Origin of the sequence: Bacillus cereus (assembly GCF_002567495.1) — a bacterium.
Classification (GTDB): Bacteria; Bacillota; Bacilli; order Bacillales; family Bacillaceae_G; genus Bacillus_A; species Bacillus_A cereus_AQ.
Genome location: NZ_NVAP01000047.1, coordinates 26,714 through 46,595, shown reverse-complemented (window position 1 = coordinate 46,595; position 19,882 = coordinate 26,714). Strand labels below are relative to the sequence as shown.

Below are 19,882 nucleotides of genomic sequence, written 5' to 3'. Positions count from 1 at the left end.
ATCTCTCTAGGTGCTTGTAAGCGAAAGTAACGAAGGTAGTAAAACATAAGAAGGAAGTATTAGGAGTCTATCAAATTCCTGATACTCCTTTTTCATATGCAGAATGACTGATAGAGATGGAAAGGAGTAAACAATATGCAAACTGTTAGAATGACGACGGCGCATGCTTTGGTGAGATTTTTGAATCAGCAATACGTAGAGTTTGATGGAAAGCAACAAAAGTTTATTAAGGGAATCTTTACGATTTTTGGTCATGGAAATGTAGTTGGCCTAGGTCAAGCTTTAGAAGAAGACGCAGGGGAATTAGAAGTATATCAAGGGAGAAATGAACAAGGAATGGCAAATGCTGCGATGGCTTTTGCTAAACAAAAACACAGAAAACAAATTATGGCATGTACTTCTTCTGTTGGTCCTGGATCAGCAAATATGATTACCTCTGCTGCAACAGCTTCTGCGAATAATATTCCCGTTTTATTACTTCCAGGTGATGTATTTGCAACGAGACAACCTGATCCTGTTCTTCAACAAATTGAACAAACGCATGACTTATCTATTTCTACGAATGATGCTTTTCGTGCGGTAAGTAAGTATTGGGACCGTGTGAACCGTCCTGAACAGTTGATGACAGCTATGATTCAAGCCATGCGTGTTTTAACGAATCCGGCAGACACAGGAGCTGTAACAATTTGTTTACCACAAGATGTTCAAGGGGAAGCTTGGGATTTTCCAAGTTACTTCTTCCAAAAGCGTGTTCATCGTATTGAACGTCGTCTACCTACAAAAGCCAGTTTAGCGGATGCGGTTGAAATGATTAAGAGAAAGAAAAAGCCAATTATGATTTGCGGTGGTGGTATAAGATACGCAGAAGCGGCAGAGGAACTTAAACAGTTTGCTGAAACATTCCGCATTCCATTTGGAGAAACGCAAGCTGGGAAAAGTGCGATTGAAAGTAGCCATCCATATAATCTTGGCGGTATTGGGGTAACTGGGAATTTAGCAGCTAATACAATTGCAAAGGAAGCCGATCTTGTTATCGGAATCGGGACAAGATTTACTGATTTTACAACGGCATCTAAACAATTGTTCCAGAATAAAGAGGTTGAGTTTTTAAACATTAACATTTCGGAATTTCATGCGAACAAACTTGATGCATTGAAGGTTATAGCAGATGCAAAAGAAGCGCTTCTTGCTCTAATAGATGAACTGCAAGTAATGGATTATCGATCTAGTTACACAGTAGAAATTGAAGATGCAAAAGAGGCTTGGGAAACAGAATTATCACGTTTACATAATATTCGTTTTACAGGTCAAGATTTCACACCAGAAGTAGAAGGCCATTTTGATGGAAAGTTAAATGAGTATGTAGACACACTTGGTACACAATTAACACAGACTGCAGTCATTGGACAAATCAATACATTACTTGATGAAGATGCGATTATCGTTGGAGCGGCAGGAAGTCTTCCGGGTGATTTACAAAGAATGTGGGCAGCAAGAAAACCAAATACATATCACATGGAGTATGGATACTCTTGCATGGGCTATGAGGTTGCGGGCGCACTAGGTGCAAAGCTAGCTGAACCATCGAAGGAAGTATATGCAATGGTAGGGGATGGTAGTTACCAAATGCTTCATTCTGAGCTTGTCACAAGTCTTCAAGAAAACAAAAAAATTAACGTCTTATTGTTTGATAACTCCGGATTTGGCTGCATTAATAACTTACAAATGGGCAACGGAATGGGCAGCTTTGGAACAGAGTTTCGCTACCGAAACCAGGAAACACGTAAATTAAACGGGTCTATTATGAAAATTGATTTTGCAGCTAGCGCGGCTGGATATGGTGTAAAAACGTATCATGTTACATCTATAGAACAATTACAGGAAGCGCTTAAGGATGCGAAAAAACAAACAGTTTCTACATTAATTGATATTAAAGTATTACCAAAAACAATGACCAATGGATACGATTCATGGTGGCATGTAGGTGTTGCAGAAGTATCTAATAGTCCAAGTGTACAAGCTTCGTATGAGAGTAAAATAAGTAACTTGCAAAAGGCAAGATTATATTAGATTAGGACACAAAGAGAGCTTTTATCTACATGCATATTGTCTAGGAAGCTCTCTTTTTAACAATCAGATAAGAGAGGTTGGCAAGATTCTATAACATTTTGCGAAGAGGAGAGACAAGGGGATGTTCAAAGAAAATACGATTAAGCTTGGAATTGCACCAATTGCTTGGACAAATGATGATATGCCGGAGCTAGGAGCAGAAAATACGTTTGAACAATGTATTAGTGAGATGGCACTAGCTGGATTTAATGGAAGTGAAGTAGGTAATAAATACCCGAGGAATACAGCTGTATTGAAAAAATCTTTGGAATTACGAAACCTAGAGATTGCTAGTGCATGGTTTAGTGCCTTCTTGACAACGAAGCCGCTTGAAGAGACGGTAGAAGCATTTATTAAGCATAGGGATTTCTTGCATGACATGGGTGCAAAAGTCATCGTTGTTTCAGAGCAAGGGCATAGTATTCAAGGTTTAATGGATGTACCACTATTTAAAAATAAGCCTGTTTTTACAGAAGAAGAGTGGGAAAAGCTAGCGGATGGGTTACATCACCTCGGTAAATTAGCTCAGGAAAAGGGGCTACATATTGTATACCATCACCATATGGGTACGGGTGTTCAAACAACGGCAGAAATTGAAAAGTTAATGGATATGACGAATCCAGAGCTTGTATCCCTACTTTTTGATACAGGTCATCTTGTTTTTTCAGGAGAAGAGCCGCTTTATGTTTTGAAAAAATATTTACCTCGTATTAAACATGTACATTTAAAAGATATTCGCCAGGAAGTAGTAGATGCTGTAAAGGAAAACGAATTGAGCTTCTTACAGGCAGTGAAGAATGGGGTATTTACAGTCCCTGGGGATGGTGTAATTGGATTTGATGAAGTGTTTACTATTCTTGCAAACTCTGATTATAAGGGCTGGTTTGTGGTAGAAGCAGAGCAAGATCCAGCTTTAGCGAATCCTTTTGAATACGCATTAAAAGCTCGAAAATTTATACAAGAAAAAGCAGGTTTGTAATTTAAGCATTTTAAGATTATCCCTAAGTAAATGGTATGGTAATCAACATGTCTTCTTACAAAAGGGGTAAAAAGGCGTGACGGTTGGTTTTACATTTAATAAATAATATTGAAATAGGGGAGTATGTAATGCCATTAGTTCAAATGAAAGATATTTTAATTAAAGCAAATCAAGAGAATTATGGGGTTGGGGCTTTTAGTGTCGCTAATATGGAAATGGTAATGGGAGCTATTCAAGCAGCAGAAGAGTTAAGTTCGCCGCTTATTCTACAAATTGCGGAAGTTCGTTTGAATCATTCGCCCATTCATATGATTGGCCCTTTGATGATAGCTGCAGCGAAAAAAGCAACTGTTCCAGTAGCAGTTCACTTTGATCACGGTATGACGTTTGAAAAAATTAAAGAGACATTAGAAATTGGTTTTAGTTCGGTTATGTTTGATGGCTCTCACTATCCGTTAGAAGAGAATATCCAAAGGACAAAAGAAGTTGTGGAGCTTGCGAAACAGTACGGAGCGACAGTAGAGGCTGAGATTGGCAGAGTAGGTGGTAGTGAGGACGGATCAGAAGATATTGAAATGATGCTGACAAGTACTAAAGAAGCAAAAAGATTTGCAGAAGAAACAGATGTTGATGCGTTAGCTGTTGCGATTGGAAATGCGCACGGGATGTACAATGGAGACCCTGATTTACGATTAGACCGCTTGCAGGAGATTAATGGGATAGTCGATATTCCTTTAGTATTACATGGTGGGTCTGGCATTAGCCCAGAGGATTTCAAGCAATGTATTCAACATGGTGTTCGAAAAATTAATGTAGCAACAGCGACGTTTCAGAATATAGTTTCTACGGTTAACACTGCTGTCCTAAATACTCCTTATTCAGATTACTTTATGTATCATCAAGATGTAATTGAGGCCGCATACGAAAACGTTAAAAATCATATGCTCATTTTCGGAAGTGAAAACAAAGCACAATCAGAAAAGGTTTCTTCATTAAATAATAGAAGGAACTCATAATTTAGTTAGCTGACAAAGGTAGAGAATGATAGAGTAGCCAGTGAACTACTCGCCACTTAGCAAAGCTTAAAGTGGGAGCTTCTCAGTTCCACGACGAAAGTAACCTTTCGTCTCCCTGAGCGTTACTTCGGGGTGTTCCACCCCTAGATGTCCAACGCATGGATGCTCTTTTGGTACGGTTGATATTTTACGCAGGAACCGAATGGCTTGGTTTTCGCACTCTATTTTCTTCCTGCAACCTTCTATATCAAGTTATCAAAGAAATTCATATAGCAAGTTTATCAAAAGTTTTTGGCTATGCCAAACCGAAAGTCATCTCCCACCTATCGTAGGGCTACGCCCTTCACACGCTTGAGGAAGGAGAATTCTTTCGGGGAATACTTTAAAAAAGGAGGAGAACATCATGTTAGGTAAATTAGGTGAATTAAATGAAGGATATAATGTATTAACAGAAATGAACGGTCATTGCAGTGATATGTTAATGGATATAGGCATATATAAGATTTCTAATGGAAAAGAAGAGCTGTTATTTGATAATAAGAATGAAACGGCAGTTCTTTTACTAGAAGGGGCCATACGTTTAGAGTGGGAAGGAATGGAACAAGTTATTCAAAGACAGTCTGTGTTTGAAGAAAACCCTTGGTGTTTACATGTGGCTAAAAATGTGAAGGTTACAATTACTGCTCTTTCAGATAGTGAAGTGCTTGTTCAAAAAACAGATAATGACCAAGAATTTGCGTCAAAGTTATATACTCCAAATGAGTGTCAAAGTGTCGTAGCTGGAGAAGGCGTATGGGAGGGAACAGCGCAGCGTGTTATTCGTACAATTTTTGACTATAACAATGCAGCATATTCGAATATGGTTGTAGGAGAAGTTATTTCTTATCCAGGGAGATGGTCCAGTTATCCACCGCATCACCATGATCAACCGGAGGTATATTATTATCGCTTTAACAAGCCACAGGGATTTGGATGTGCGATGGTAGGTGAGGATGCTTATCGCGTTGTACATAATAGTTTTATTACAATTCCAGGTGAACTAGACCATCCGCAAGCAACTGCGCCTGGATATGCAATGTATTTTTGTTGGATGATTCGACATCTTGAGAATAACCCATGGAATGATCGTATCATGGAGGAAGACCACAAGTGGTTATTAGAACCAAACGCGAAAATTTGGCCAGATAAAGAATAAACGAAAATAAAGTTTTGGGAAAATACATTTGTTCGTTGGATGTTATTATTACCAGCACATGAAGATGAACATTTAACTCGAACGTTGGAGGAGATTGCAATGAATCAAGATCCAATCTTACAAAAGGCAATAAATAAAGGGGAAAATATGAGCCATGATTCTTCTTTCCGAACAGTATATGAAGCTCGAGAGAAATTACTTCTAGATGAACAGGCTAAGCTAGCGCATGCAGAACAAGAGGGCATGGAAAAAGGCATTGAGCAAGGTAAGATGCAAATGATCCGAGGAATGCATGAAATTGGCGTACCACTTGAAACTATTGCAAAAGCAAGTAAGTTGAGTGTAGAGGAAATAGAACGTATCTTGAAATTAAAGTAAATATATATGAACCTATAGTACTCATGAATAAAAGAAAGTAGATCCTCATTATCATGGTACGTCTAATCGTAAAGCATTGCTGAAGATTTTAGCAGTGCTTTTTCTCAATCAACTTTTTGATATTTTTCATTCTGCTCACAATTATATAGAAAAGTTGAAAGAAGAACGTGAATAGTCCGAAACAAATGTGTTTCGGACTAGGGGTTCGATATTTTATCCATTTTATTCAACATTTTTCAAGGATTAAGAGGCTGAATTTTCTGATTTCTGAAGCGAGAAAAATGTATTTCGTTAATCAATAGATACCCCGCTAGAGACAATCGGTTTTGTTGGTGCTGGCGTATCTCCACCATTAAACGAAGAGTTTTGTGATACATTTAAACTAATCATGCTACATGCTAATGCACTTACTACTACCATACTCAATAACACTTTTTTTATTTTTTTCATTACTTTAACGCTCCTTTTCTCAAATGTTTCTTATCAGCATTATTACTAATATAGAAATATTTGCTCGCTTTAACATGATTATTTGCCTCGTAAAATTGGAGTGCTAAAATCTCTGCATATTCTTTTACACAATCCCACATGTCCTCTTTTTCAAAATAAGAAATTGCATCAGTAACAACTTTTTCTAGTTTAATTCTAGGTAGTTCTGTGATTAGTTCATTTAAAACTGCGAAACGATGCTTATATTCCTCATTTCCTGATTCATTTGTATACTTTATTCCTTTCTCGATATATGCTTTTGCTGTTTCACCGCCTTCTAATTTATAATATGCTCTTGCTAAGACAAATAATGCTTTAAAATGGTTCGGTATGATATTTATAATTTCAGAACTCTGTCTAATCGCCAATGGATATAAATCTTGAATATTATATAACCAGCCTAAATTGGATCGTACTCGTAATAATAATTGTTCTTCATCATACTTCTTACAAACATCAATAACCGTATTGAGACATTCTTCCGCTCTTTCAAATTCTCTTAGATCTATACAAGCCAGTCCATATACATTGTCGCATAAAGCAATATTAATTTCATAGCCTACATGATTCCGGTATATTTCTTTGGATTTTACTACATGTTGAATCGCTTCAAATGGTTGATAAGATTGATAACAGTAAGTTGAAAATCTATACTCAAACTCGGCTTTTTCTACTTCATCAGGTATATCAATTAAAAGTTCTTTTGCCTTTTCATAGTGTGTTTTCGCTTCAGTATAATTTGCTAAAATTGTAGAGTGGATTGCCTTAAAGAAATAATAATAGTAAGCTAAAAATGAAAATTCCTCTTTAATATTAGGGAGTTTTTCTATTTGATTAAAAGAATCTTTTGTAATACTCATTCCATCTACCAAGACTTTATATCTAAAATTCAGTAGGGAATAATAGAATGATACATATTGGTCTGTTTCTATTTCCTTTAAACGTTCTTTTACTTGTAGATATGTCTGTTTTGCTTCTTTTACATGATATAAACGAATTTCTTCATACCATTCATGTAATAATTCCATCAATTGCTTATTACTTTTTTCTTGAACAGTCATAATATCCCCCATTTCTCTGTAAAGGCTTATTCTGATAATAACAGGAATTAGATAAATTAAATTTAACTACGATTTTTTTCACTAATATACAGAATATTCTGAATTATAATAATGTACATGCTTTTAAATTTGAAAAAGTATAGTTAAGACAGTACAAGTTTCGTTAATGCTTGTTTTGATTTTGATTTATTAACTGTTGTCTATTGAATACTTCTTATAAGAAGTGGCGTAGCACTATAGTAGAAAAAGAGAGAGCCTATACTGTTATGGTATTGAGAAATATATAGGGCTTATTAAGTTTCAAGGGATTCCTCGAGAATAGATAGAAGTATATCCATATCTATTTACATTGAAGAGGGAGCATTAGTTTATGATAAGTTTTGGGATTAATTTACGCCATATTATTAGTTATACACAAGAGAGTAGGAATCTTAATAATATACGGATTTTAAGTAAGTTCGGTATAAGATTATTTGATATATATGGAGAACCATTACCTGTATCAGATGTTAATCGAGAATCAGTAACGGCATTAAAACGCCAAGACATAAATACACAAAGATATATATTAAGTCATTTACAAGGTTAGAAAAACCGATATTATGCTGCGTTTTTCATACATATGTTCTATCCGATAAACCAAGAAGCTATCATCAAAGGTTTGTGAAATTTTATTTTCTTAAATCGATTGAATTACGTAGTAATATTTAAAAATTATTTAATTGGTATCACCATGAAATGTATAAACCTCTTCTATATCAATAAAAATAGAATAAAGAATGTGTAATGAAGTACTCATCCAATTATTATGCGTATCACAATTGGATGGGTACTTTTTTACTTATTCCAAAATAGGGACAATGCTAAATGCAATGGATAGTTATCAAAAAGCGAGTGTACAAATGTAACAAATGAAATTTCTATTCATAAGTGTGGTTCTTCTATTTAATCAAGGATGATTTAATACTTTCTTAGTTTTGGTTAAGGAAATTTATATACTTAAAATAAAGGGGGTAATTTTTAATGAAGAGGGAGGAGAATTTGAAAATTTTCAACTCAGTTGCTCCTGCGCAAACAAAAAACGAAGATTTACCATTCGATATTTCGTGGATGACCGATTGGATTGTAGACTGGTTTGGTTCTTTGTTTAATGGTGGCAGTGATGTAATAAAAGAGGGGGGAGGTAAAATAGATGGTGCAGTCCATGCGAGTGTGCCTGCATTCTTTGATGTTATTTTCCTTATACTTTCTGTAGTAATTTTAATATCATTATTAGTTTTTGGGGCTTCGTTATGGTTTAAACATATAAAGTGGAAAAAAAGATCTATATATTTTGGAGTAGGTTCATTTATTCTCATACTTTTAATAAGGATTCTACCAGTGTTAATGTTGACGACACGTTCTTTTGATTTTCAAACCTTTATGAGTAATATGGTGGGCTTAATTACTTCCATAATTTTAGGGACAGCTGTATTAATGTTTTTAATATCTCTAGCATTAGGTATGCTTTATAAGAAATTTGAACATCCCAAATATGGAAAATGGAGTTCAAGTTTGAGATATAGTTCAATTTTTATATTTGTAATGACATTGTTAGTACCGGCCTTACTGCGTCATTTATAATCTTGTTTTATATAAGGAGAAGGAGGAATAGTGCAGGTAATTTCTATAATGTTTCTGTGCAATTAAGCTAGTGCTCGTCCTCCTCTAGATTTCTGAGTTAAGTCTAATACATTAAAAAGAATTTTGTTGTATGAAGTTTTGGCAAAGGGGGAGAGGTACTAGTGATTACTTTTGTTGTAATGGTGAGTATATTCTTAATTCTGTTCGTAATTGGTCCCAAAGCGACTAAGAGAAAAGAAGAAAGAGATAGAATTGAAAAGGAACATAAAGAGAAAATTGAGGCTTTAGAGGAAGAAAAAATTGACTTAGATATTAGTGGGACTAAAGTACGGTTACACAAGAAGTCTAAGCTAAAGAATAGTATATATAGAATAAAGAGTAATCGGTAGCCAAAATTGAATTGCATTTAAAGGAGAATACAGTGATGGCAGCAAAAAATTAAATCGAATTATATTTAAATACTAAGGGGGATTACTAATGTTTAATAGAACAAAAGAAGTACCAAAATATCAACAAATACATTCAGGAGTATATAAGTTTGAATTACCATACATTACAGGGCAATTTATTAGGGGGAATAATAGTATGAAAGCAACTGGAATTGTTCGAAAAGTTGATGAGTTAGGCAGAGTTGTAATACCAAAAGAACTCAGAGATACTCTAGGCATAGGGATTAAATCACCATTAGAAATTTTTGTTGATAATGAAAATATAATTTTAAAAAGATATTCGCCTAATAATGCTTGCCAAATTACTGGAGAGGTAACTGAGAGAAATATAACTTTAGCAGATGGAAAAATTACATTAAGTCCTAATGGAGCTAGACTTTTAGCTGAAGAATTAGAAAAATTTTTGGTGAAATAGGTTTAATATTCGAAAGAGTTCATTTGCAGCAAGTACCATCTGTAAAAACGGATTGTTTACTAGGATAGAATGGTATTTAAAAAGATTGTGTGAATTTCTAATAATCAAGACCTAAAATGAATAGGCTTAGATAAATTAAAGGACATTACATATTTAATATGTAATGTCCTTTCTTATGTACCTAAAGCACACAAAATTGTAGATTAATATAAGATTATTAGTTTTTAAAAGTTGTAACGCTATATCCCTTTGTATAGAGGGATATTTTTTATGTACGTAATATAAGTTTGTCAAAAATACTTTACGAATTGTAAGAAATACATTACAATTTTTCTAAGAGGTGTTGCTTTTGTTACATAATAGAATCGTAGTTTGCCGAGCGGAAAAAGGTTGGACACAAGAAGAACTGGCAAAAAGGGTGGGAGTAAGTCGACAAACTATTGCTACTCTTGAAAAGAATAAATATAACCCTTCTCTAATTCTTGCTTTTAAAATTGCAAAGGAATTTGAAAAGCCAATAACTGACGTGTTCGATTATCAGGAGGAGTGAGTGATATGTTTTGGTTAAAAATTATATTTTTTGTTGTAATATGCATCAGTCAGATATACGTAATACAATTTCAATCCAGTGATGAAGCAAAAGACGAAAGAGGGAAAGAAATACAGTATAAAACAAATAATGTACTATATAACATTCTTTCTGTAGGTATCATTGCCATTATTATTTTTCAATCGATAGAAATCGTTCCTTTAGCATTTTTACCTGATATATTGTTATGTTTTGTGCTTTCATTAAGTGTATTAGGCAGCGTTTTTATATTTATCAACAGACACAAGAAAAATTACTAATATAGCGTATGGATTGTGATGTACATAACTGTATTTAAATGGAGATTTATATGGTAAAGGTGGTTTGGAGCATATACATGAATTAATTACGGATTATATACTGGCATGCGAACTTTATAAGAAAGATGAAGTTGAATTCAAAATTAAAAAGGTGAATTACAACAATAAAAATAATGATAACAGGGGTACATCGTGACCAAATAAGAATGAGTAATACATATAAAAAAATGAAATACGTGATCATAGAATCGTAAAAAAGAACTAAAAAAATGTATTAGTTCTTTTTTTATGCTTTTTTACTATTGTTGTTTTGTGCAGACAATCTGTATATAAAGCAAGACAAGGTAACTATTATAGAAAAAAAGCGCTCGATATTCTGTAGTGGATTGCATAAGGTCCAAGGACCGGTATTTCCATGTTAATCAATTTATTTCAAAATGAACGAGTTTCTTCCATAGCAGGTAATTATTTATTTGTTATATAGAAAATACACTTTAAACGTGTATGTGAACAAAATGGACATCTGGATAAAATGAGTATATAAATAGAAAGAACCCAATTATTGGATTCATATTTTATTCTAAGAGGTACAAATTCGATGCGACGTGAAAAGGATTTGTTGAAAGAATGGAAGGCTGATCTGCAAGCTGTTCAAGAAGAGAAGAGGCTGAAGAAGAAGGCTAAGAAAAAGAATAAGAAATATAGCATTCCTGGTAACACAGCTGACTTCATGAATGGAAAGAATACTTTTCGTAGAGAGAATGGGGTATGGAAACAAAGAAATAAATGATATGAGAATTAATAGTTTTGATTACATGTATAGGAATTGTTGTAAGCGCTGCTGTGATTTGGGTAGCGTTTTGTTTGTTGCTAAGAGAAAGTAAGGTGTGAGGGGAGGGGGATTTATGCCAACCTTTCTTTTGAAAAAAGATTGGCATTGTTGTTACATGCATAATTTAATAAAACTTTTCCCATGTGGTATAACTCCCACTATTACTTTTTCTAAAATATTATCTCTAAAATACGAAAATCTCACCATGCAAATTCCTGTCAAGATGATGAAATAAACGTTATCTCAGGTTTCTTAGAAACGGGTTTTGTTTTCGCTCAGTCTGAATATCTGTAACATCTCCATGCCCACTTAAAACAAGCGTTCTTTCAGGGAGACTAAATAGTTTTTCTTGGATTGTTTTCATTAATAGATTAAGATCTCCTCCGCTTATATCCGTTCGGCCGATACCCCCTTTAAATAGTACATCTCCTGAGATAAGAATATTTTCATTTTTGATAAAGTAAGATACGCTTCCAGGTGAGTGCCCAGGGGTAAACAATACTTTGAATGAAAAGGAATCTATATAAATATCCTCTTCCGTTTCAATCAGATAATCCGCAGGTTCTGCCGTTGTTTTCTTTCTACCAGGAAGTGCAGAACGATTTAATTCTGCGTCTGATAGCCAATCCCGTTCTGCCTGATGAAGATACACGGGAATATCCCACTTTGTTCTTACTCCATCTACTGCCCCGATATGATCAAAATGAGCATGAGTTAAAAGGATAGCTTTTGGAGTTAAATCATGTATTTGTATGTACTGATTAATTTTGTCAGGTTCACCGCCTGGATCAAAAATGACGCATGCTTTGTCATCATTAGATAAAATATATGCATTTGCTTTAATTGGTCCTACAGGGATTCGTATCCATTCCATGCTGTACACTTCCTTTGTGAAAATATGACTAAAGTACTATACCATTTAATAAGAACATTTCAATTAGAAAGCTCATTATTCTATCTTAAACCACAAGTAACATTCGACACAATATTATTGTAAAGGATGCCGAATAGAGAGAGGAAGTGGAATTGCATTTGTACAAAAATAGTATCAATACACGAGATAACAAAGCGTAAAGAGTGAGGGCATATTCGTAAAATATGTTATCACTTGGTAAAATGAAATGGAAAGATTGGATTGTTAGTAGAATAAAAGGGGAGGCAATTATGGGATTATTGAATAAGTTTTTCGGAAACAAAAAGAAACAAGAACATCAAAATTCTCTTGAAGAAATGAGAAAATCAACTGACAAAATAAATGAAGACGAACAGAAAGAAAACAAAAATAACGGGTTAGGTTTTTCTATCGATGGCACATCATACGCAAATGATGTAATTTCATCATTACCTGTTGGTGTATCTACGGGGAGTGTCGCGACTGATTTTTACGTATACGAATGGTTCATCAAAGAGACTGGCGAAATTTTTTATGTGGGGAAGGGACGAGGAAATCGTAATAATGTATTCCATGAAAGAGCGTATGAAGCTGAAAAAATTCGCGAGCACTATGAAACGGATATTCGTTTCGTGGCAACTGAATTAACAGAGGACGAAGCAATTGAACTTGAAAGTAAAGAAATAACTAGGGTGTTAAATGAAACAAACAATAGATTAACGAACCGTGTTATTCCGTTATTTGTAGAGCGTGATAATGGTTACTCTCGTAGCTCTACTATGCCTGCTTTAAAATATGAAACTGCTCCTGTTTTATTTGTAAATGAAATTGATGAGCATTACTTCGGAAAAAAGCCTCGAGCGTTTGACAAAGTTGAAGACAAAAACTTGAATGCTGTTGTATTTATTACGCGTAATTTTCGTAATGAAATCAATCTCATCTACGGGGGAAACTTAGAGAAGTACCAAGAGGAAACACATACACTTCTAACCGCGAATGGTAGTAAGATACTAAAGAGTAAATTCGCTAAGTCTGTGAGTGCTTGGATATATGTAGGCGATGATGAAGTACATAACTTTGAGATAGATCAACAACAAGCGTTAGAGAAATTAGGTAGAAATGTACCTACATATCATCTGATTGATGTTTGGAAATTTTTAAAAGAACACGGCAGTGCTGTTGTAGTTAAAAAGGATGAAACAACTACTATTAACCCTTTCCATGCAAGGGTACCTTTATCTGAAATAAAGAATTCACACAACTGGGATAGAGGTTTTGATGAGGGGATGCCTTACTTGGAAAAAGGAGATGCAGAACGTAAGGCTGGCAATTTAGAAATAGCTATAGAGTTATTCGATAAAGCAAGAAATAACGGCTACAACGCGCCAGCATTATATAAATCGTATGTAATGACGTTTCGTAAACTGAAAGACTATGATAACGAAATTGCTGTCATAGATGAGTGCCTGGAACGTTTACAGGATGAAAAAATAAATGTGAATGGAAATTTCATTTTTGAGATGAAAGATCGCCGAACAAAAGCGTTCGAATTGAAACGAAAACAAAAATAAATGAAATAAGAGGTAGCTTTGAATAATCCCCTTATAGCAGACAGGAAATAGAAAGTACTAAAACCTGTTTACTATGGAGGGGATATTTATATGGAAAAAGAGTTACTTCCGATGCGGGATTTAAAAAAAGAATTTAAACAAAATTTCAATCTGTAAACGAAAAGAATACAAGGAATATAAGCAGTACAACGTTATTTTTCAAACAAAGAGTTCGTGAAATTTAAGATTATACTCAATAAACCTTTTCTTTTATCCTTCGTAGCAATGCCATTCACCTATTCAGATATCAGCTGAGTATTTATGCGTGTTAACGTTTGTTCGGCTCATGAATACTGAATATTGGCAAGAATGGAAGTAACTAAATTTTAATAACGTATGACTAGGAAATATCCATTGTACTGCTGCAGATTAGACATTAAGCATTTTGTCTCAAGTTAGTTGAAGTATTCTGGTTTAGGATGTTTGAAATAGGTTCGTGCATTAACTATATCGTATCAATATAAAGTGGTGTTACAAACAGTAAGGTACTACACCAAATAATTGGTTGTATAAATACAATTAATATTTCTCTGATTTTTACAGAATTTTCAGTAAATCATTAAATGAAGGCTTGGTTACGGTGTTTTATAGAGATAGAAATCCATCTCAAGACTATTAATTCAGAATGTTTAAATAAAAGTCCGTAGACTTGTTGTTGTTTTTTTCCTATACTAAATTTGTAGTTTTGATTTCAATTTTCTGTAAATCCGCGCGGGACTGGAAATTGTTTTAAAGGGCTTGTGCTAAGTAAAAAAAGAACTACAATAATTAATTTTTACTTTATAGAAATAAGGTGATTTTTTGTTTGTTTGCAAAGAGCATGTATTAGAAGTGGTTCGAAACTTGAATGTACCGCATGTTTGTGAAACAGACAAAAATATAAAATGTAGGTATTGTGACCATATGTCTCAATATGAATTGTATATTTTTGATTTCAGGAATATTTCAAAAACAATGCGATTGATAAATGCACATTAAGTTATTATGCAATGTTAGGTAAGGTATGTTATTTTTTCGAAATAATATACACGTTATTAATCTATGCAAATAATCTTTTAATCTCGATTCTGAAAATAATACATAATCAGATTATTACGTCACTTATATTGCGGTTTAGTAATGTTCACATTATAATTAAAGGGGAGAACAATTAATATGGCATCTTATATCATTGGTAAATTTAATTTAAACGAGGAATTATTAAAGAAAGATTTGGATACAATCGCAAATTTTCCAGTTATACCAGAGGAGTATGATGAATTTAGTTCGGGTTATTGGATGAATAATTCGTTATGGAATGCTTCGAATGACAAAAACGATACAATGTATCGTGACTTTGATCATGCAGCCCAACAAACGGAGTACGGCAAGCAGTTACCATACATTAACTCACTTCTTGAAGAATACTTCACTTTTGACAATTTAAAGATGGTTCGAACACGTAATTTAGTGGATGCGATGGTTATTCCACATAAAGACTTCGTTGAATTTTCTCATAGTACTAAACAACGCTTCCGTGTCTTCTTAGCTTTAGAAGATAATGAAAAGGCTTTCCATTCAGATGAAGAAGCGGTATTCCGTATTAGAAAAGGAGAAATTTGGTTCCTTGATGCAGCAATTGGACATGCAGCTGCTAATTTCTCTAAAGATAGCCGCGTTTTCCTTTGTCTAGACTATGTATTTGATGGAGATTTTAATCCATCTGATATCTTCAAAGATAAAAAGACATATAATCCTGATTTAGAAAGATTTATTGTCAAACGCGATGAACTAGATGAGACATTTGAAGAGGAGTTAATTACTTCACTATCTAAAGTAATTTCAAGAATCAATTTTAAAGATGTTGTATTCTTCCTATCTAAGATTCATTTTGAAAAAGATATACCTGTTGCAAGATGTTACGATTGGCTAGATCAGATTGCAGAAAGAAGTGGTGATCAGGCAATTGTTCAGAAGGCAAAACATTTACGTGCGTATATTATAGAACATCGTGATTTAGGTGAGCGTTTCAGTATGGATAATTGGAAAGAAGAAGTTACTGTCTGATTTTAAAACAGGTAATGTATAGTTCTTCACATAAACAACCGATTTTATTTTTTGATAAAATCGGTTGTTTTACTATTTGTTCAGTAGGAAAGGAGTATGGTATGTATGGAGATTTTAATTGGTATATTGTTTAGTATTTTATGGGCATCAGGCGCGATCGCTACAAAAATTGGGCTTTTATCTTCATCCCCATTAATGTTTGCAACTACGAGGCTTATTAGTGCTGGTCTTATCATGTTTATCTTTACTTATTTTATTAGATCTAACAGATGGCCTAAAGGGGTAGAGTGGAGGCAATTAGTTGTACTAGGAATATTAAATACTACTTTGTATGTAGGCTGTTGTTTCTTATCATTAAAGTTGGTATCATCTAGTTTATTTAACTTGTTTATCACTGTAAATCCATTTGTTGTTGCTTTATTGTCATCTATTTTTTTAAGTAGAAAAGTAACAAAACAAGAATGGGCTGGAATGTGTATTGCGGCATTTGGTTTACTCATAGTCGTATATCCCTATCTAAAAGATACACAAGCCACTGTATCGGGTGTCATTATTCTTGCGATAGGCATGTTATCTATGGGGATTGGGAGTGTATGTTTCACAAAATATGATATGAAAATCGACCGCCTGGTCATTAATACTTGGCAAATTATATTTGGTAGTCTATTTGCAGTTCCTTTAAGTTTCTTATTAGATACAAATCCGTACATCAATTTAGATATGAATTTTGCAATGGGTCTATTTTGGCAGGTCGTGATGACTTCAATTGTGTCTATGTTACTATGGTTTTATTTATTAAAGAAAGATCCTATAAAAGCGAACAACTATTTATTCTTAACTCCGATTTTTGGTTATTTACTAGCTTGGTTAATACTCAAAGAAAACATTACAATGTATCATCTATTTGGTGCGATTTTAGTAATAGGTGGCTTGCTAATCTCAGGAACTATGAATCTAAAAAAATTACTATGGTCAAAAGTAGGAAGTGAAAAGCATAAATCTGTTTAAAAATGAACTAATTGACCTTCAATCCAACTATGTGCGTGGAGAATGCTCATGATAATTTCTTAAGGAATTATCTTGGGCATTTTTTATTTTTCAAATTTTTATCCTGTTCCATTCGAGAATGTATGCCAAAAAGTTACATATGTTATAAATGGGAGGGAATGGAATGAAAAAATTTTCGTTCGTTATTTTGATTTTTGTTACTATGCTTACAGGCTGTTATGCAAAAGAAGTGAATATGTATCCAATATCGCAAGAAGTCATGGCCACTGCACAAAAAGAACTCCCTTTTCCAGTATCATATCCTACTAAATTACCATTTAAGGTAGATTCGATGACGGTTGCAAATGAAAATGCAGAACATGTTTCTATCGTTTATTCAAGTAAAGGGGATCAGAAACTAATTGTTGAAATTACAAAAGGGAAAGAAGTGCATCCGCAAAAATCCTTTCAAGAGATCAATGCATTTGATAAGACTCGCCAAGTATTCAATCATACAAAGAATGAATGCCATGATATAGAATGGAATGTAAAGAACGTTCATTATCAGATTTACTTTTCTAATGAAAAGAAGCAACGATTAACAAAAGAAGAGCTTCGCGCAGTTCAAAAATCTTTTACTGTGAAATAGGAGATTCACCTTTTTTACATAAACTGTTGTTATAACAGAAACTCAACGAGTAGTGCGTCAATGGTTTAAGGATGGTGAGAAGGAACGGTCTTATAAACGTAAAGTCTATCTTTGGTGAGATAATAACATTGTATTGCGGCGTTTTATTAACGAATTCCAAGAGAGTTATTATAAAGTGCAAGGCTCATTTAAGAGTAAAAAACCATTTTGTTGAATCTCTTTCCAAAATGGTTTTATTATTATTTTTGTGAAAAGCGAGTATCAAGGTTACAGATTTTAAAGTGAAAAATTATTTATTTGCGTCTGGCAATATCATCTGCTAGTTTAATCAATTCCTCCATAGTAATTTTTCCCCGTAACTTATCCTTTATGACTTTCTCCATTTCCTTTGTAACAGTCAATCCCTCAATTGCTAAGGTCGCCTTTGCTGCTTCAAAAGCTTTTTGCAGCTCTTCCTCATTTTTAAACATAATTTGGATCACCTCTTTCAATTTGAATTTATTTTTAATTGTTATTTCTGCCTACTAAACCTAAAAATATATAAAAATAAGTTGAATGGGGGTTGCGCCATTACAACTTTATGAAAATAAAACGGGATTTAATATCTAATCATTAAAAGGATCAAGTTATATATAAAGAATCTAAAACAGAGATATCTAGTACGGAATTATATTATGAGAACTGAGCATATCAAGTTGAAAAGGATGTATCTATGATTTTGCTTTTCCAGTACGTAAAATATAGGGTACTACATGTTTTTTGTATGGTCGTAAATGTAAGAAGAATAAATCGTTTGTTAATAAGCGGAATTTCCGGTGATTCATTACTTTCAAATGATAAAACAAGCACCCATTCGAGTGCTTGTTTTATCAAGATTTAGAAGTTTCCTCATAACCATGATTTCTATGACTAGGATTTATTCCATCCCTATTTGAGTTTTACTTACTGCTAACTTTTGACCATCTTTTTCAATGAAACTAACGGTGAAATTAGCTCCTGTGCCACCTTTTGCATTTTTACTCCAACTAGCAGTATACGTTTTTACATTTTTACTTGTAGAATCAGATTTGATGTCAGGTTCGCCATATTTAGCAACTAGATCCTCGTATTTATCTCCGCCTTCACCAGTTACAGGATCACCAGTTTTAATGGTATCCACATCGGCAACCGTTATCTTCTTTTTATTGTCCTTTTTCGTTTCTTGTTTTTGGTCTTGTTTTGCTTCTTTCTTAGCCTCTTGTTTTGGTTCATCTTTCTTTTCTGTAGAAGCTTTGTTTGACGAATCATCACAAGCAACTAGACTCATAGCTAAAGCACTTCCTAATGCAATGGTACTCAACTTTTTGAACATGTTTAATTCCTCCATTTTGAAAAATTGTAAAATTCCACAGATGATTATACCAAATTAAGGTAAATGGTGATGTCGTATTCTGTCGAGATAAGAAAAAACAATAACGCAAGTTCTACCGTTCACTCTAATTGGTAACGAATCGTTATTTGAAGTGTATTGGAAATGTTGCTATGTATCGTTTTTTCTAAATGTTACAATAGAAAAAAGGAGGTTTTCACATGGGAGATGTAATCGGTGATGTATTAGGAGGACTCTTTATGTCCATCCCTTCAAAAAGGGGAAAATTCATTCGTAAAAATTTTAAGCGTTTGGAAAAAGAAGCGTGATTTAAAGAAATAGAGAAAAGATATGGTAGGTTAATGGTTTTTAACCATTCTATCAGAGATTTTATAGCAAATGAGAACCTAGAGGATATCTTAAAGGATGTTGAGAAAACTCATACATTTCGTCATGAATTAGAGAAACTACTGCAGCAAGAAAAGATTTAATTGACGTAGTAGTGAAGGAATGTTTCTTCCGTAGAGCATATTTCAATCGTAGAAGTCTAAGGATATAGGTTTAGATGAAACGAGAAATCAATTATATGAGGAAATTACATTAATGAGTAATATATTCAACGCTTGGAGAATTATTTCTTGTTTAGTGGATAGAATGATTCAATTTGCATGAACATCGTCAAATAAAGTAAATCAAAGAGTGAAAATTGTTTTGTGAAGTAAGAAGTAAAAATCATTGTCTATTTTTTGAGTGTTATAAAATAGCGTCAAGGTTTTGCGTGCTGTTTTAATAGCTGGGTAGCTATTCCTGACAAAGAAAAGACACCTTAAGGCGTCTTTCTCCGTATTGAACCATTTTAAGTTTAATATTATGGATTAGATTCGCATCCATAATGACTGTTGTAATTTAATATATTTTGAAAACATAGATGTATGCATTCTTATGACAAATAGGT

Annotated in this window: 20 protein-coding genes and 2 pseudogenes; 17 read left to right on the top strand and 5 right to left on the bottom strand. The window is 33.7% G+C overall.

The features are described 5' to 3' along the window. Nucleotides 1-135: 135 nt before the first annotated feature. The 5 genes and pseudogenes from iolD to COK05_RS23225 all read left to right on the top strand — a co-directional run. Nucleotides 136-2,070 carry a 3D-(3,5/4)-trihydroxycyclohexane-1,2-dione acylhydrolase (decyclizing) gene (gene iolD, locus COK05_RS23250; RefSeq protein ID WP_098614439.1) on the top strand — a complete coding sequence of 645 codons (1,935 nt, stop codon included), beginning with the start codon at nt 136-138 and terminating at the stop codon, nt 2,068-2,070. 121 nt (nt 2,071-2,191) lie between these two features. Continuing rightward, a complete protein-coding gene (gene iolE / locus COK05_RS23245) occupies nt 2,192-3,088 on the top strand; it encodes a myo-inosose-2 dehydratase (RefSeq protein WP_098614438.1) in 897 nt (298 codons plus the stop codon). Nucleotides 3,089-3,216: 128 nt separating this feature from the next. Next, nucleotides 3,217-4,104: a class II fructose-bisphosphate aldolase gene (locus tag COK05_RS23240; RefSeq protein WP_098614437.1), complete on the top strand. Its 888-nt coding sequence runs from the start codon at nt 3,217-3,219 to the stop codon at nt 4,102-4,104. Between the two features lie 403 nt (nt 4,105-4,507). Then, a complete protein-coding gene (locus tag COK05_RS23230) occupies nt 4,508-5,299 on the top strand; it encodes a 5-deoxy-glucuronate isomerase (protein WP_098614435.1) in 792 nt (263 codons plus the stop codon). A gap of 3 nt (nt 5,300-5,302) precedes the next feature. Beyond that, nucleotides 5,303-5,677, top strand: a pseudogene (locus tag COK05_RS23225) (Rpn family recombination-promoting nuclease/putative transposase); the annotation flags it as partial. A 291-nt stretch (nt 5,678-5,968) separates the two neighbouring features. Here COK05_RS23225 and COK05_RS23220 read toward each other — a convergent pair. Together COK05_RS23220 and COK05_RS23215 are read right to left on the bottom strand one after the other, a co-directional pair. Further along, complete coding sequence (locus COK05_RS23220) at nt 5,969-6,127, bottom strand: Phr family secreted Rap phosphatase inhibitor (RefSeq protein WP_000721407.1); 159 nt, start codon at nt 6,125-6,127, stop codon at nt 5,969-5,971. Further along, the gene (locus COK05_RS23215) at nt 6,127-7,227 is read right to left on the bottom strand and encodes a hypothetical protein (protein WP_141539228.1); all 1,101 of its coding nucleotides are present in this window, start codon (nt 7,225-7,227) and stop codon (nt 6,127-6,129) included. Before COK05_RS23215 ends, COK05_RS23220 begins: the two co-directional genes overlap by 1 nt. A 370-nt stretch (nt 7,228-7,597) precedes the next feature. Between COK05_RS23215 and COK05_RS23210 the strand changes: the two genes are divergently transcribed. From COK05_RS23210 to COK05_RS23180, 7 genes are all read left to right on the top strand, one after another. Beyond that, complete coding sequence (locus tag COK05_RS23210; RefSeq protein WP_098614433.1) at nt 7,598-7,816, top strand: hypothetical protein; 219 nt, start codon at nt 7,598-7,600, stop codon at nt 7,814-7,816. Between the two features lie 434 nt (nt 7,817-8,250). Continuing rightward, entirely contained in the window at nt 8,251-8,850 is a 600-nt protein-coding gene (locus COK05_RS23205) for a hypothetical protein (RefSeq protein ID WP_098614432.1), read from the top strand. Between the two features lie 161 nt (nt 8,851-9,011). Next, nucleotides 9,012-9,239, top strand: a complete 228-nt coding sequence (locus COK05_RS23200) for a hypothetical protein (RefSeq protein WP_098614431.1) — start codon at nt 9,012-9,014, stop codon at nt 9,237-9,239. A gap of 196 nt (nt 9,240-9,435) precedes the next feature. Continuing rightward, nucleotides 9,436-9,714 (top strand): AbrB/MazE/SpoVT family DNA-binding domain-containing protein, encoded by a 279-nt coding sequence (locus tag COK05_RS23195; protein WP_098614446.1) that lies wholly within the window; start codon nt 9,436-9,438, stop codon nt 9,712-9,714. Nucleotides 9,715-10,063: 349 nt separating this feature from the next. Beyond that, on the top strand, nt 10,064-10,264 hold the full coding sequence (locus COK05_RS23190) for a helix-turn-helix transcriptional regulator (RefSeq protein WP_141539227.1): 201 nt from the start codon (nt 10,064-10,066) through the stop codon (nt 10,262-10,264). A 5-nt stretch (nt 10,265-10,269) separates the two neighbouring features. Further along, the gene (locus COK05_RS23185) at nt 10,270-10,563 is read left to right on the top strand and encodes a hypothetical protein (RefSeq protein WP_141539226.1); all 294 of its coding nucleotides are present in this window, start codon (nt 10,270-10,272) and stop codon (nt 10,561-10,563) included. A 598-nt stretch (nt 10,564-11,161) separates the two neighbouring features. Continuing rightward, nucleotides 11,162-11,353, top strand: coding sequence for a hypothetical protein (locus tag COK05_RS23180; RefSeq protein ID WP_098614429.1), 192 nt, complete (start codon nt 11,162-11,164; stop codon nt 11,351-11,353). 280 nt (nt 11,354-11,633) lie between these two features. On the opposite strand, the gene COK05_RS23175 is transcribed toward COK05_RS23180, so the two are convergent. Further along, nucleotides 11,634-12,269, bottom strand: a complete 636-nt coding sequence (locus COK05_RS23175) for an MBL fold metallo-hydrolase (protein ID WP_098614428.1) — start codon at nt 12,267-12,269, stop codon at nt 11,634-11,636. Nucleotides 12,270-12,559: 290 nt separating this feature from the next. Here COK05_RS23175 and COK05_RS23170 point away from each other — a divergent pair, with 290 nt between their 5' ends. The 4 genes from COK05_RS23170 (at nt 12,560) to COK05_RS23155 (ending at nt 17,579) form a co-directional block, all read left to right on the top strand. Then, the gene (locus COK05_RS23170; RefSeq protein ID WP_098614445.1) at nt 12,560-13,858 is read left to right on the top strand and encodes a GIY-YIG nuclease family protein; all 1,299 of its coding nucleotides are present in this window, start codon (nt 12,560-12,562) and stop codon (nt 13,856-13,858) included. A gap of 1,194 nt (nt 13,859-15,052) precedes the next feature. After that, nucleotides 15,053-15,943, top strand: coding sequence for an aspartyl/asparaginyl beta-hydroxylase domain-containing protein (locus tag COK05_RS23165; protein ID WP_098614427.1), 891 nt, complete (start codon nt 15,053-15,055; stop codon nt 15,941-15,943). Nucleotides 15,944-16,039: 96 nt separating this feature from the next. Further along, entirely contained in the window at nt 16,040-16,951 is a 912-nt protein-coding gene (locus COK05_RS23160; RefSeq protein WP_176539458.1) for a DMT family transporter, read from the top strand. A gap of 163 nt (nt 16,952-17,114) precedes the next feature. Continuing rightward, on the top strand, nt 17,115-17,579 hold the full coding sequence (locus COK05_RS23155; RefSeq protein WP_098614425.1) for a hypothetical protein: 465 nt from the start codon (nt 17,115-17,117) through the stop codon (nt 17,577-17,579). Nucleotides 17,580-17,872: 293 nt separating this feature from the next. Here COK05_RS23155 and COK05_RS31420 read toward each other — a convergent pair whose 3' ends face one another. Both COK05_RS31420 and COK05_RS23150 read right to left on the bottom strand, forming a co-directional pair. Then, on the bottom strand, nt 17,873-18,049 hold the full coding sequence (locus COK05_RS31420; RefSeq protein WP_163051259.1) for an antitoxin VbhA family protein: 177 nt from the start codon (nt 18,047-18,049) through the stop codon (nt 17,873-17,875). 446 nt (nt 18,050-18,495) lie between these two features. Beyond that, the gene (locus tag COK05_RS23150; RefSeq protein ID WP_098614424.1) at nt 18,496-18,930 is read right to left on the bottom strand and encodes a hypothetical protein; all 435 of its coding nucleotides are present in this window, start codon (nt 18,928-18,930) and stop codon (nt 18,496-18,498) included. A 218-nt stretch (nt 18,931-19,148) separates the two neighbouring features. On the opposite strand from COK05_RS23150, the pseudogene COK05_RS32100 reads away from it, so the two are divergent. Then, nucleotides 19,149-19,418: pseudogene (locus tag COK05_RS32100) on the top strand (hypothetical protein). Nucleotides 19,419-19,882 lie beyond the last annotated feature (464 nt).

What these genes read in the sequence shown, in the direction of transcription:
- COK05_RS23170 (WP_098614445.1), top strand. Translation starts at nt 12,560, where the DNA reads ATGGGATTATTGAATAAGTTTTTCGGAAACAAAAAGAAACAAGAACAT.
- COK05_RS23155 (WP_098614425.1), top strand. Translation starts at nt 17,115, where the DNA reads ATGAAAAAATTTTCGTTCGTTATTTTGATTTTTGTTACTATGCTTACA.
- COK05_RS23150 (WP_098614424.1), bottom strand. Translation starts at nt 18,930, where the DNA reads ATGTTCAAAAAGTTGAGTACCATTGCATTAGGAAGTGCTTTAGCTATG.
- COK05_RS23195 (WP_098614446.1), top strand. Translation starts at nt 9,436, where the DNA reads ATGAAAGCAACTGGAATTGTTCGAAAAGTTGATGAGTTAGGCAGAGTT.
- COK05_RS23220 (WP_000721407.1), bottom strand. Translation starts at nt 6,127, where the DNA reads ATGAAAAAAATAAAAAAAGTGTTATTGAGTATGGTAGTAGTAAGTGCA.
- COK05_RS31420 (WP_163051259.1), bottom strand. Translation starts at nt 18,049, where the DNA reads ATGTTTAAAAATGAGGAAGAGCTGCAAAAAGCTTTTGAAGCAGCAAAG.
- iolD (WP_098614439.1), top strand. Translation starts at nt 136, where the DNA reads ATGCAAACTGTTAGAATGACGACGGCGCATGCTTTGGTGAGATTTTTG.
- COK05_RS23215 (WP_141539228.1), bottom strand. Translation starts at nt 7,227, where the DNA reads ATGACTGTTCAAGAAAAAAGTAATAAGCAATTGATGGAATTATTACAT.
- COK05_RS23180 (WP_098614429.1), top strand. Translation starts at nt 11,162, where the DNA reads ATGCGACGTGAAAAGGATTTGTTGAAAGAATGGAAGGCTGATCTGCAA.
- iolE (WP_098614438.1), top strand. Translation starts at nt 2,192, where the DNA reads ATGTTCAAAGAAAATACGATTAAGCTTGGAATTGCACCAATTGCTTGG.
- COK05_RS23165 (WP_098614427.1), top strand. Translation starts at nt 15,053, where the DNA reads ATGGCATCTTATATCATTGGTAAATTTAATTTAAACGAGGAATTATTA.
- COK05_RS23230 (WP_098614435.1), top strand. Translation starts at nt 4,508, where the DNA reads ATGTTAGGTAAATTAGGTGAATTAAATGAAGGATATAATGTATTAACA.
- COK05_RS23210 (WP_098614433.1), top strand. Translation starts at nt 7,598, where the DNA reads ATGATAAGTTTTGGGATTAATTTACGCCATATTATTAGTTATACACAA.
- COK05_RS23185 (WP_141539226.1), top strand. Translation starts at nt 10,270, where the DNA reads ATGTTTTGGTTAAAAATTATATTTTTTGTTGTAATATGCATCAGTCAG.
- COK05_RS23240 (WP_098614437.1), top strand. Translation starts at nt 3,217, where the DNA reads ATGCCATTAGTTCAAATGAAAGATATTTTAATTAAAGCAAATCAAGAG.
- COK05_RS23160 (WP_176539458.1), top strand. Translation starts at nt 16,040, where the DNA reads ATGGTATGTATGGAGATTTTAATTGGTATATTGTTTAGTATTTTATGG.
- COK05_RS23175 (WP_098614428.1), bottom strand. Translation starts at nt 12,269, where the DNA reads ATGGAATGGATACGAATCCCTGTAGGACCAATTAAAGCAAATGCATAT.
- COK05_RS23205 (WP_098614432.1), top strand. Translation starts at nt 8,251, where the DNA reads ATGAAGAGGGAGGAGAATTTGAAAATTTTCAACTCAGTTGCTCCTGCG.